Raw genomic sequence first — 11,856 nt, 5'->3', positions numbered from 1 at the left:
CCCGTGCCGTATCGACCACGATGGGGGCGCGCAGGCATAGACCTGGTGGCCCGATAGGTCGGCATGGTCGTCCATCACGGCCTGGTGCACGAAGCCCGTGGCGGCCCGCCCAGGCGTCTTCCGGCAAGGCATGGGACACCACGGGGCACATAGGCCAGCTGGGGCATCGTGGCCAAGCACGGGGTGCGGGGGGCATTCGCGGCAGGGGCCCGTGGGGCACGGGGCGCCGCCGCGGGTCTGCGAGGGGGTGCATCCGTGGTGGCTGCGGCGGAAGTCCGTCCCGCACCCGTTGCAGCCGCGCCGTCGCCTGCCAGCCCAGGACCTGTGGCCGGTGCCGTGCGAGGCAGCGCCAATTGGCCCAGATCCACGGGGCGGGAGGTGCCAGCCGCCGATTCGGGCAGCTGCGCGAAAAAAAGTGTAGTTTCGTGTAACGCCACCGCGGCATCCCGCGGTGAGCCTGGCGGTGAGAATGGGTTCGTCGGCCGACACATTGGCCTGCACGCGCACGGCAGCGGATCGGCCGGCCGAGGCGGGTATCGGCGTCACCCGGACTTTGGAATCCGGAACTGGAGTCTCGCCGGACACCAGCCGGGCCGCCACGCAGGACGATTCGATGTCCGTGCCCGGGTCGGGCTGCACCTCGAACACCAGATCCACCGGAGCGCCCAGCACCACGGCGCCGCGGCTCGCGCCCAGCGAAAGTGCCGTGGCGCTGCAGGCAACCATCGACAAACTTGCACCAAGAATCGCGTTACTTATTTTCACAACAGTTTCTTTTTTGTTCGGCCCATTCTGGCACATAAGTCCTCCCCAATACGCCGCCGCCATAATGCGCCCCATGACCAGCAACCCATTTTCCTTCGTGGGCATCATAGGCACCGGTGCCATGGGCCAGGGCATTGCCCAGATGGCGGCACAGGCCGGCAGCAATGTTCTTCTATTTGATGCCAAGCCTAACTCAGCAGGCGAAGCGATTGACCATATCAAGCAGCAATGGCTGCGCCTCGTAGGCAAGGGCCGCATTACCGAAGCCCAGGCCGGCGACTGGCAGGCGCGGTTGACGGCGGTGTCCTCGCTGGAAGGTCTGGCGCCATGCGACCTGATCGTCGAAGCCATTGTGGAACGGCTCGACGCCAAGCAGTCGCTTTTTGCACAGATGGAGCGCATTGTCGCCACAGATGCCGTGCTGGCAAGCAACACGTCCTCGCTTTCGGTGACGGCCATTGGTGCGGCGCTGCAACACCCCCAGCGTCTGGCGGGTTTCCATTTCTTCAATCCCGTGCCGCTGATGAAGGTGGTGGAAGTCATCGCCGGCCTGCGCACGGACCCCGCCGTGTGCGAGCGGCTTGCCGCGCACGCCCGCTGCATGGGCCACACCCCGGTGCATGCGCAGGACACGCCGGGCTTCATCGTCAACCATGCGGGACGCGGCTACGGCACCGAGGCGCTGCGGATCGTGAGCGAGGGCATTGCCGACTTCGCCACGGTGGACCGCATCCTGCGTGACCAGGTCGGCTTCAAGCTCGGCCCCTTCGAACTCATGGACCTGACCGCGCTCGATGTCTCGCATCCGGTCATGGAGTCGGTCTACCACCAGTATTTCGAGGAGCCCCGCTACCGCCCCAGCGTGATCACCGCCCAGCGCCTGGCCGGTGGCATGCTTGGCAGGAAGACCGGCGAAGGCTTCTTCCGCTATGCCGACGGCGTGGCGCAGGTGCCCGCGGAGCCAGCCGCGCCGGTCGTGGACCACATACCGCCGGTCTGGGTGTCTCCCCGCGCCGCGCGGCGGGCCGAGCTGTACCAGTTGCTCAAGGACCTGGGCGCGCAGATCGAAACCGGCACCTCGCCCTCTCCCAATGCGATCACGCTGGTGGCGCCCCTGGGATTCGACATCACCACAGTGGCCGTGGTGGAGCGGCTCGACCCGGCACGTACCCTGGGCATCGACATGCTGGTGGAAGACCCCGCCACCAGGCGCCGCGTGCTGGCCACCAATCCCGCCACGCGCGTAGACATCCGCAACGCGGCCCACGCGCTGTTCGCCCGCGACGGCAAGCCGGTGAGCGTGATCCGCGATAGCGGCGGCTTCGTCACGCAGCGCGTGGTGGCCACCATCGTGAACATCGCCAGCGACATCTGCCAGCAGGGCATCTGCAGCCCGGCCGACCTGGAAACGGCGGTCACGCTGGGCCTGGGGTATCCGATGGGCCCCCTCGCCATGGGCAATCGCTGGGGACCGACCAACATCCTCGAAGTGCTGTTCAACATGCAGACCGTGTATGGCGACACGCGCTACCGGCCTAGCCCCTGGCTGCGCCGACGCGGCGCGATCGGGCTCAGCCTGCTGCACGAAGAAGAGTGAACCCACCGATCTTCCCTGCGGGCCGGCGCACCGCCGGCCCTGCCCGCCTCTTCTTTACTTAAAGCGCCCATGCCCGCACAACTCCAGAGCACCAGCCACGGACAGACCCTCGTGCTGACCATCCGCCATCCGGAAATGCGCAACGCGCTCGATCCGGCCATCTACGCGGCGGGCATCGAAGCCCTGAACGGCACCGAGCGCAGCGCGGAGGTGCGCAGCGTGGTCATCACCGGCGCCGACGGCACGTTCTGCGCGGGCGGCAACCTGCAGCGGCTGCTGGCGCGGCGCCAGGAAGATGCCGAATCGCAGGCGCAGGGCGTGGAAGCGCTGCACCACTGGATCGAAACCATCCGCGCCTACCCCAAGCCGGTGATCGCCGCGGTCGAGGGCGCTGCAGCCGGCGCGGGCTTCTCGCTGGCGCTGGCCTGCGACCTCGTCGTGGCGGCGCGCAACGCGACCTTCACCATGGCCTACAGCAGCATCGCGCTGTCGCCCGACGGCGGCGCAAGCTGGAGCCTGGCCCAGGCCGTGCCACGCCAACTGGCCAGCGAAATGCTCATGGGTGGTGGCAAGGTGGATGCCGAACGCCTGCACGCCCTGGGCGTGGTCAACCGGCTGTCGCAGGCCGGCTCGGCCCTGGCCTGCGCGCTGGAACTGGCGGACACCCTGAACGCACGCGCCCCCAATGCGCTGGCCAGCATCAAGGAGCTGATCAGCGAGGCGCCGCAGAACACGCTGACCGCGCAGCTGGCCCAGGAGCGCCAGCACTTCGTGCGCAACCTGCAGCACCCCAACGCGGGTGAAGGCATCTCCGCCTTTCTGGAGAAGCGCCCAGCGCGCTATTAATAAGATAGCAATCAGGGCATATAAATCGCCGGCATCGGGGCATTTCGCCTCGAATCGCCGCCCCTGAGTTCCGCCATCGTCTTCGTGCCGCGCCTCCCGGCGCGTCGCGGCGTGGCCGTGCGCGCGTGCCAGACACGCAGGCGACAGCCCCGGGACAACGAGCAGCAGGCGCACCGGTCCCGGGCGCGACAATGAAAGCGATACCAGTCACCCAAAAGACAGACCAATGGACGACCCCATTCTTACCATCGAAGAACGTGAAGCGATCAATACCGGTCGCTGGTTCTCTTCCCTCTCCCCTTCTCTGCGGCACGACATTCTCCGATGCGCGTACGTCAAACGCTTCAAGGACGGCGGCCTGATCGCCGCCCGCGGCGATCCGCCCGAGGAATGGATCGCGTGCGCCCGCGGCGCGGTGCGGGTGAGTTCCACCTCCATCTCGGGCAAGCAGATCACGCTGACCTATGTGGAGCCCGGCATCTGGTTCGGCGACGTGGCGATCTTCGACGGGGACCGCCGCACGCACGATGCCTATGCGCATGGCGACACCACCATCCTGTGCGTGGCCAAGGCAGACTTCCGCAAGATCCTCAGCGCGCATGTGGAGTTCTACGAAGCCATGCTGCGCCTGCATGCCCGGCGCATCCGCCAGCTCTACGGGCTGGTGGAAGACCTCAACACCCTGCCCCTGCGCGCGCGGCTGGCCAAGCAGCTGCTGCACCTGGTGCGCAGCTACGGCATTCCCAGCCTCTCGGACGGACGCGAGATGCGCATTGGCCTGCAACTGGCGCAGGAAGAGCTGGCGCAATTGCTGGGCGCCTCGCGCCAGCGCGTGAACCAGGAACTCAAATCGATGGAGCGCGAGGACGCCATCCGCATCGAGCCGGGCGGCCTCGTGGTGCGTGACCGCGAAGCCCTGATGCGCATCGCAGAAACCGACAACTGACCGACCCGCCGGCCTCCCATCTCCACCGCACTCCATGAGCAACTACGACCACTTCATCGGCACCCGGCCCGTCTCCGATCAGCATGCGTTCGACACCCGGGCCCTGAGCGACTGGCTGGGCCGGAACCTGGATGGATTCGCCGGACCGCTGACGGTGGAGATGTTCAAGGGCGGCCAGTCCAACCCCACCTACAAGCTCGTCACGCCGGGCCGCAGCTACGTCATGCGCGCCAAGCCCGGGCCGGTCGCCAAGCTGCTGCCATCGGCCCATGCGATCGAGCGCGAGTTCGCGGTGATGAGCGGGCTGGCCGGTACCGACGTGCCCGTGCCCCACATGCATGTGCTGTGCGAGGACGAGTCGGTGATCGGCCGGGCGTTCTACGTGATGGAGTTCATGGAAGGCCGTGTGCTGTGGGACCAGTCGCTGCCCGGCCTGCAACCGGCCGAGCGCGGCGCCATCTACGACGAGATGAACCGCGTGATCTCGGCACTGCACACGGTGCGTTTCGCCGACCGGGGCCTGGCCGGCTATGGCAAGCCCGGCAATTACTTCGACCGGCAGATCGGCCGCTGGAGCAAGCAGTACGCGGCCTCCATCACACAGCCCATCGAGGAGATGGACCGGCTCATGGAGTGGCTGCCTGCGCACATTCCGGAGAGCGCGCGCGACGAGAACCGCGTGTCCATCGTGCATGGCGACTTCCGGCTCGACAACCTGATGTTCCACCCCACCGAGAACCGCGTGATCGCGGTGCTGGACTGGGAGCTGTCCACCCTGGGCCATCCACTGGCTGATTTCAGCTACCACTGCATGGCCTGGCACATCCCGCCGGGCATGTTCCGCGGCATCGCGGGGCTGGACATCGCGGCACTGGGCATTCCGGACGAGGCCGACTACATCCGCCGCTATTGCGAGCGCACCGGCTTCACCACGCCCGAGGCGCTGCGCGCCGACTGGAATTTCTACCTGGCCTACAACCTGTTCCGCCTGGCCTCGATCCTGCAAGGCATCGCCAAGCGGGTGGAAGCCGGCACCGCCTCCAGCGCCCAGGCACGCACCTCGGGCGAAGGCGCCCGGCCCCTGGCCCAGATGGCCTGGGGGTTTGCCCAGCGCATGTGAAACCACGGCCGGCGATGCAGCACCGCCGGCCTGCCCCCAAGCCTTTCAACCGGAGGACCGCGATGGATTTTGATTACTCACCGAAGACCCAGGACCTGCAGGCACGCCTGCGGCAGTTCATGGACGACCACATCTACCCTTCGGAGCCCGCCTATGCCGCCGAGTTGGCGGCCAACACCGCCGCCGGCAAGCGCTGGACGGCCCTGAACACCATCGAGCAGCTCAAGCCCAAGGCCCGCGCCGCCGGGCTGTGGAATTTGTTCCTGCCGGTGGACAGCGCCGCCGCCTCGGGCTATGACGGCGCCGGGCTGACCAACCAGGAATACGCGCCGCTGGCCGAGATCATGGGCCGCGTGCCGTGGGCCAGCGAGGTGTTCAACTGCTCCGCGCCGGACACCGGCAACATGGAGACCATCGCCCGCTATGGCAGCGAGGAGAACAAGGCGCGCTGGCTCAAGCCGCTGCTGGAGGGGCAGATCCGTTCGGCCTTCGCCATGACCGAGCCCGACGTGGCCTCCAGTGACGCGACCAACATCGAGACGCGCATCGAACGCCAGGGCGACGAGTACGTCATCAACGGCCGCAAGTGGTGGATCTCAGGCGCGGCGGACCCGCGCTGCGCGGTGTTCATCACCATGGGCAAGAGCGATCCGGAAGCGGCCCGCCACTCCCAGCAGAGCATGGTGCTGGTGCCCGCCGACACGCCCGGCATCCGCATCCTGCGACCGCTGAACGTGTTCGGCTACGATGACGCGCCCCACGGGCACGTGGAGATGGTGTTCGAGAACGTGCGCGTGCCCGCCTCCAACATCCTCCTGGGCGAGGGCCGCGGCTTCGAGATCGCCCAGGGCCGACTGGGCCCGGGCCGCATCCACCACTGCATGCGGCTCATCGGCCTGGCCGAACGCGCGCTCGAGCTGATGTGCCGCCGCGCCAGCAGCCGCGTCGCCTTCGGCAAGCCGGTCTCGCAGCAGACGGTGACGCAGGAGCGCATCGCCGAGGCCCGCTGCAAGATCGACATGGCCCGCCTGCTCACCTTGAAAGCGGCGTGGCTGATGGACGTGGCCGGCAACAAGGTCGCACGCACCGAGATCGCCATGATCAAGGTGGTCGCGCCCAGCATGGCCTGCCAGGTGATCGACTGGGCCATGCAGGTGCATGGCGGCGGCGGCATGTGCGACGACTTTCCGCTGGCCTATGCCTATGCCAACGCGCGCACCCTGCGCTTTGCCGATGGCCCGGACGAGGTGCACCGCAACGCCATCGCCAAGTGGGAACTGGGCAAGTACGGAACCTACGGCAGCAGCGTGGAGCCGCCCATCACCCGCGGCTGCTGACAGCCTGCAGCCCCAAGGTGCAGGGGCCCACGCATCCCGGACCCCTGCCCTTCAGATTCCACTCCAAGAGGTTGCGATCGCCCCGGATCACGGGGCGTTTTTCCATGGCATCGAGAATCGGCACGGGGCGCCCCCGACCCGGAGCCCACCGTCACTCCCAACGTTGCCGAGCCGCAATGGCCCCCAAGGGGTACTCGCGCCGTCCATGCGGTTGGCGCAGGACAATCCGGCAAGCGAAACGCTCGATGCCGATATCGTCTTCCAGCATCTTTTCCATCAGCGCCTGAAAAGCGCCGATGCCCGACACCACGATCTTGAGCAGGTAGTCGTATCCGCCGCTGACGTTGTAGCACTCGACGATCTCTTGGTACTTCCCGGCGCCTTCCTCGAACTTTCGAAAATCATGCGGCCGGTGGCTGCCGATGGTGACCTCGGAGAACACGATGACGTGATCCCCCAGTTTTTCAAGCGCGATGTCGGCGCTGTAGCCACGGATCAGTCCGATCTCCTGCAGCCGCTTCGTGCGCAGGAGACACGGGCTGGGGCTCAGCCCCACCGACTTGGCCAGATCGACGTTCGAGCAGCGCCCTTCGCGCTGAAGATGCGCGAGGATCTTGAGGTCAAACCGATCGAACAGGATGGCCGATTTCATGGCGCTATCGTATGGCCAAGCCGCCTTGCCTTGTGGTGCATGTCTCGGCCAGCGATTCGTCGAGCGCTTGGACAACCATGCCGGCCTGCTCCGCCGACAACACCAGCGGCGGGCGGATCTTGAGCACGTTGTGTCCCTGGGCACACGCGCTGAGCAACACGCCTTTGTCGCGCATCCGGTTGACGACCCGGCTGGTGAGTTCGCGCGCCGGCGCCCGCGTCGCCCGGTTTGATACCAGTTCGACGCCCACGAAGAGCCCCGCCCCCCGAACGTCGCCGATGGCCTCGTGCTTCGCGGCAAGCCCCGCGATGCCGTCGAGCAGCAATCGGCCGATCCTGGCCGCGTGCGGCACCAGTCGGTCCCGCTCGATGGTCTCCAACACCGCCAGGGCCGCTGCGCATGAGACCGTGTTGCCGGCGAAGGTGTTGAAGTAGCGGGAGTTCTTGCCGAATTCCGCCAGGGCGTCGGCTGTCGCAAGGATGCCGGCGATCGGCTGGCCGTTGCCCATGGGCTTGCCCATGGTGACGATGTCGGGAACGAGGCCGTGGCGCTGGAAGCCCCACAGATGCTCTCCCGTGCGGCCGAAGCCAGGCTGCACCTCGTCGGCGATGAACAGCCCGCCCGCGCGCTGGATCGCCTCGACCGCCCCCTTCAGGAAGCCCGCGGGCTCGGGGAGTATGCCGTCGCTGGTGAAAAGCGAATCGGCGATCAAGGCGGCCGGCCGGATGCCATGGCGCTGCAGGTCGGCGATGGCCGCCTCGACGTCGCGCGTGAAGCGCTCGCCGAGGTCGGCACCCTCCGCGTGGTAACGGCGCGGCGCCGGCACCAGGCGAACGTGCGCCCCCAGATCGACGGTCGGGCCCAGCGAGGGCGAGAACTGCGACACGGCGTCCGTGATGCCGTGGTATGCCGTGTCGGTGACGATCACCCCCGTGCCGCCGGTGCGCACCTTGGCGATGCGATAAGCCAGGTCGTTGGCCTCGCTGCCGGTGCAAGTCAGCATCAGGTGGGCCAGATCCGTGCCCGGCACGCTGGCCAGCAGGCGCTCGGCCAGTTCGAGGATGGTGTCGTGGAGGTAGCGCGTGTTGGTCGCGAGGGTCGTCACCTGGCGGCAGATCGCCTCGGTCACTGCAGGGTGGCAATGACCGAGCGAGGTAACGTTGTTGTAGGCGTCGAGGTAGCGGCGGCCCTGGGGGTCCATCAGCCAAACGCCGTCACCGCGCACGATGTGCAGCGGATGCTCATACATCAGCCGGTAGGCCGGGCCGAGCAGCGCATTGCGCCGATCGATCATGGCCTCGGTGGCGGGGCCGACCTGGGCTCGGCCGGGGATGTAGGCATTGACCATATTGAAATCAGCAGTGGTTTTCATGGCGGGGTTTCAGTGGGTGTGGGGGTCAACAGGCGGTCGCGCGCCTCGTGGCGGGAAAGGTCTGCCATCTGCGACAGCGCCTGCCAGGCCGCCGGGTTGTGCCGCATGATGTAGTCGCGGTTTTCGGGATAGCGCAAGGCCCGCCACTCCGAGATCAAGGCCGTGATCAGGTGGCGCGTTGCCATGAGATCGGCGACGATCTCCTGCTCCGGCTCGGTCAGCGGCACAACGGATTGGTAGGCCCTGACGAACTGCGCCGGCCCTTCGAACGGATCGGCGCAGCCGGCCATGTGGAAGGCCGCCGCCGTGGCCACCTCGCCGACCAGTGGCGCGTGCAGCATGTCGCCGAAGTCGATGATGCCGGTGATGCGCGACGGGTCGTGCGGCGCGACCAGCACGTTGTAGAGGTGATAGTCGTTATGGATCACCTGCGCCCTCAACGAAGCAAGGCGAGGCAGCACGTGGTCGATGAAGCGGGCCATGAACGACTGGGCCAGCACGCGCCTCGGGCCTTCCACCAGGCTGTCGAGCTGGACGGTCAGACGATGCGCTGCCGACACGTTCCACAGCAGATCATGGGCCGCCGCCGGGTGCGTGAAGCCTTGCAGGGCAAGGTTCAGCGCGGCCAGGCCTTGCCCCATCGCCACCCGCTGGGCAGCGGTGCGCGGTGTCTCCCGGATCTGGATGCCATCCAGGTAGGTGAGCATGCGCACGGTGGTCCGGATGCCCCCGGCGAGGTCCACGGTATCGCGCGCGCGTCCGTCCAGCATCCGCACCACGCGCGGAACCGGCTGGCCGGGCGATGTGCGGGCGATGTGCTCGATGGCGGCGATCTGGAAATCGACCAGTTCCACCCGCTCCGAGGGGTTGCTGATCTTGAACACGTAGCGCGCGCCGTCGGCCGATTCCAACGCGCAGTTTTGGTCGCGCTCGCCAGCGAGTGCCCTCACGCCGACGTCGAGGCCGTAGAGGCGCTTCACCAGCCGCTGCACCTCGGCTGGCGCCAGTTGGGGCGCTGCCGTGCTCAGTGCCGCGGCTTGGTCACGCATCGCGCCCTGGGTTCCCAGGTGGGGGTCGAGGCGGAGCATCAGAGTCCGAGCAATGCAGGAAGCTGGCGAACGTCTGTCAGGCGGCACACGCCATAGTCGCTCGACGCAGGCTCATGGCCCCGGTCGATGAAGGCCTTGGCCATGAACCCCAGGTCAGACGCCGTCATCAGGTCATAACGAAAACTCGACGAGACATGCATCATCTGATCGGGCCCGCATCCCAGCCGGTCGAACATGTATTCGAAGGCTTGCATGCGCGGCTTGTACGCGCGCGCTTCCTCGGCGGTATAGACCGCGTGGAAGGTGGCCTTGAGGTGCGCGACGCTGTGGGGAATCAGGTCGACCATCGAGTTCGACAGGACGACCAGCGGTACTTCTGGCGCAATCGCCTCCAGCACTTCCACCACGTTCGGGTGTGGCTGCCAGGTCGGCACGGCGTCGTACAAAGCGGCAGCATCCGATGCCAGGCATTCGATGCCGTGCGCCTTGCAGGCACGTTGGATGGCGTTCGCCACCACGTCGTAGAAAGGCTTCCAGTCGCCCAGCACCTCGTCGAGGCGATAGGCCCGAAAACTGTCCAGGAACGCAGGCATCCGATCGGCCGCCACCCGGTCTTTGAACAGGATCTTTGCCGTCGGCCCCATCTCGAAGTTGATGAGCGTGCCGTAGCAGTCGAAGCTGATGAATCGAGGTTTGAAGATCATGGGCAGATCTGCTGTGTTGAGGTGAAACGAGTCTAGGACTGCACCCTTTACAGGAGATGCCATATCGATGCGAGTCCCGAGCAGTTTCTTTGTCAATCTGCACGGGGCCTGGCATTTTTGGATAGTGTTGTTTTGCCCTCGTCCGGCGCGATGGCGGCCACTACCGCATCGCGAGGCGCATCCTGCGCATGCGATCACGCAGGGGTGGCCCGATGGGGAAATGGGGCTGAAATCCCAGCGCCGACGGGCAGGTCCCGTTGCGCTGAGCACTTGCCGATTCGTCAGGCCAGCCTTGGCTCGCCGCGTTGGAAGACCGCGTTCGATCGGCCCGCAGCGAGCCGCTGCGATCTCCCTGCATTCACGGTCGCAGCGAATCCGCCTCGGCGCAATTCGTGCCAGCCGGTCCTAGTTCTTCGCTGTGCCCTGCGGCAGGTGCTGCAGGGCGCTGCGGGCAGCCTCGTGCAGCAGCATCACCGCATCGGCCAGTGTCTGCAGGTGGTCGCCCGGGTATTCGATGCGCAGCGACACCTTGCCGCGCGCCACCATCAGCATCAGCGGCGGCGCTTTCGGCGCGCGCGTGCCCGCTTCATCGGGCTCGCCCTGGGCCGGCAGCAGCATCTCCAGCAGATGGGACACCATGGACGGCTGCACCCACCGCTTGGCGTGCAGGCCGCCCTCGCCCACCACCGCGAAATGCTGCCAGAAAGGCAGCGGCACGCCGGGCCACGCCATCTCCTCGAACATGGCGAGCCAGCGCACTTCCTCGGGCAGGTCCCCTGGCAACGAGGTCTGCAGCGTGTCGGTGAAGGCACCGTAGGCTTCGCGTTCCAGCGCCTCCTTGAGGGGGCGGGATACCAGCATCAGCGCCACGTCGGGCTCCACGCCCACATCGATGCGTGCGCGCAGTTCCGTGCCCCTCAGGTAATGGCGCTGTGGCGCCCCGCACTCCAGGCGCCAGGTGCGCCCTTCGTACTGGCCCAGCATCAGGAACCCGCCAGGCTCCGCGGTACGCGAGAAAGCCAGGCCCTGCGCGGCCGCCCATTGCTCGGTGTCCTCCAGCGATACGGGGCGCGGAGGATCGTCGGGGCGTGGGCCCAAGGCGAAGGCTTTGCGAAAGCGCTCGAACATGGTGTGAAAAAATCAGGCAAAGGCTCGGCAGAAGCAGCCATTATTCGCCCAAACCGGCCCCCTCTGCTTGCACGCGCCAGCATGCACGGCACTTTCCACCCCTTGGGACTTTTGGGGTACTTCTTCGCTACTTGCCAGGCCGTTTCTGCCTGGCCATCCGATATCACCGCATGACCACACCGCCCGCCGCCCCGACCCACGCCGCCGCCCTCTCGCGCAGGGCCGCCATCGCCGCAGCGGCCCTGGGGCTGCTGCCCGTTGCCGGAGCATGGGCTGGCACCGGCGCGACGGTGGCCGCCAGAGGGCACCTCCGACACCGCGGTGCAATTGGTGCGGTGGG

10 protein-coding genes and 1 pseudogene are annotated in these 11,856 nt (G+C 67.0%); 5 read left to right on the top strand and 6 right to left on the bottom strand.

Annotation, left to right across the window (positions count from 1 at the left end; genetic code table 11):
* Positions 1–173 (bottom strand): annotated as a pseudogene (locus tag AC27KI_RS13035) (CDP-6-deoxy-delta-3,4-glucoseen reductase); the annotation flags it as partial.
* Between the two features lie 665 nt (positions 174–838).
* Between AC27KI_RS13035 and AC27KI_RS13030 the strand changes: the two are divergent.
* From AC27KI_RS13030 to AC27KI_RS13010, 5 genes are all read left to right on the top strand, one after another.
* Positions 839–2,362, top strand: a complete 1,524-nt coding sequence (locus tag AC27KI_RS13030) for a 3-hydroxyacyl-CoA dehydrogenase (RefSeq protein ID WP_487089720.1) — start codon at positions 839–841, stop codon at positions 2,360–2,362.
* 69 nt (positions 2,363–2,431) lie between these two features.
* Positions 2,432–3,208, top strand: a complete 777-nt coding sequence (locus tag AC27KI_RS13025; protein WP_487089719.1) for an oxepin-CoA hydrolase, alternative type — start codon at positions 2,432–2,434, stop codon at positions 3,206–3,208.
* A gap of 226 nt (positions 3,209–3,434) precedes the next feature.
* The gene (locus AC27KI_RS13020) at positions 3,435–4,154 is read left to right on the top strand and encodes a Crp/Fnr family transcriptional regulator (RefSeq protein ID WP_092743762.1); all 720 of its coding nucleotides are present in this window, start codon (positions 3,435–3,437) and stop codon (positions 4,152–4,154) included.
* Between the two features lie 34 nt (positions 4,155–4,188).
* Positions 4,189–5,274, top strand: a complete 1,086-nt coding sequence (locus AC27KI_RS13015) for a phosphotransferase (RefSeq protein ID WP_284414487.1) — start codon at positions 4,189–4,191, stop codon at positions 5,272–5,274.
* A gap of 62 nt (positions 5,275–5,336) precedes the next feature.
* Positions 5,337–6,611: an acyl-CoA dehydrogenase family protein gene (locus AC27KI_RS13010; protein WP_487089718.1), complete on the top strand. Its 1,275-nt coding sequence runs from the start codon at positions 5,337–5,339 to the stop codon at positions 6,609–6,611.
* Positions 6,612–6,762: 151 nt separating this feature from the next.
* On the opposite strand, the gene AC27KI_RS13005 is transcribed toward AC27KI_RS13010, so the two are convergent.
* The 5 genes from AC27KI_RS13005 to AC27KI_RS12985 all read right to left on the bottom strand — a co-directional run bounded on the left by AC27KI_RS13005 (position 6,763) and on the right by AC27KI_RS12985 (position 11,486).
* Complete coding sequence (locus AC27KI_RS13005) at positions 6,763–7,263, bottom strand: Lrp/AsnC family transcriptional regulator (RefSeq protein WP_284400048.1); 501 nt, start codon at positions 7,261–7,263, stop codon at positions 6,763–6,765.
* A gap of 4 nt (positions 7,264–7,267) precedes the next feature.
* Positions 7,268–8,635, bottom strand: a complete 1,368-nt coding sequence (locus tag AC27KI_RS13000; protein ID WP_487089717.1) for an aspartate aminotransferase family protein — start codon at positions 8,633–8,635, stop codon at positions 7,268–7,270.
* Entirely contained in the window at positions 8,632–9,723 is a 1,092-nt protein-coding gene (locus AC27KI_RS12995) for a phosphotransferase (RefSeq protein ID WP_487089716.1), read from the bottom strand. The genes AC27KI_RS13000 and AC27KI_RS12995 overlap by 4 nt, the downstream gene beginning before the upstream one ends.
* The gene (locus AC27KI_RS12990; RefSeq protein WP_317354235.1) at positions 9,723–10,388 is read right to left on the bottom strand and encodes a haloacid dehalogenase type II; all 666 of its coding nucleotides are present in this window, start codon (positions 10,386–10,388) and stop codon (positions 9,723–9,725) included. The genes AC27KI_RS12995 and AC27KI_RS12990 overlap by 1 nt, the downstream gene beginning before the upstream one ends.
* A 405-nt stretch (positions 10,389–10,793) precedes the next feature.
* The gene (locus AC27KI_RS12985; RefSeq protein WP_284425675.1) at positions 10,794–11,486 is read right to left on the bottom strand and encodes a hypothetical protein; all 693 of its coding nucleotides are present in this window, start codon (positions 11,484–11,486) and stop codon (positions 10,794–10,796) included.
* Between the last annotated feature and the right edge of the window lie 370 nt (positions 11,487–11,856).

Source organism: Acidovorax sp. KPB24-03 (genome assembly GCF_057546605.1).
The sequence above is the reverse complement of the archived record's forward strand: the minus strand, read 5'-3'. Positions and strand labels throughout refer to the sequence as shown.

Coding starts and splice junctions, on each gene's coding strand:
- AC27KI_RS13010 (WP_487089718.1), top strand. CDS start 5,337: ATGGATTTTGATTACTCACCGAAGACCCAGGACCTGCAGGCACGCCTG.
- AC27KI_RS12990 (WP_317354235.1), bottom strand. CDS start 10,388: ATGATCTTCAAACCTCGATTCATCAGCTTCGACTGCTACGGCACGCTC.
- AC27KI_RS12995 (WP_487089716.1), bottom strand. CDS start 9,723: ATGCTCCGCCTCGACCCCCACCTGGGAACCCAGGGCGCGATGCGTGAC.
- AC27KI_RS13030 (WP_487089720.1), top strand. CDS start 839: ATGACCAGCAACCCATTTTCCTTCGTGGGCATCATAGGCACCGGTGCC.
- AC27KI_RS13020 (WP_092743762.1), top strand. CDS start 3,435: ATGGACGACCCCATTCTTACCATCGAAGAACGTGAAGCGATCAATACC.
- AC27KI_RS13025 (WP_487089719.1), top strand. CDS start 2,432: ATGCCCGCACAACTCCAGAGCACCAGCCACGGACAGACCCTCGTGCTG.
- AC27KI_RS13005 (WP_284400048.1), bottom strand. CDS start 7,263: ATGAAATCGGCCATCCTGTTCGATCGGTTTGACCTCAAGATCCTCGCG.
- AC27KI_RS13015 (WP_284414487.1), top strand. CDS start 4,189: ATGAGCAACTACGACCACTTCATCGGCACCCGGCCCGTCTCCGATCAG.
- AC27KI_RS13000 (WP_487089717.1), bottom strand. CDS start 8,635: ATGAAAACCACTGCTGATTTCAATATGGTCAATGCCTACATCCCCGGC.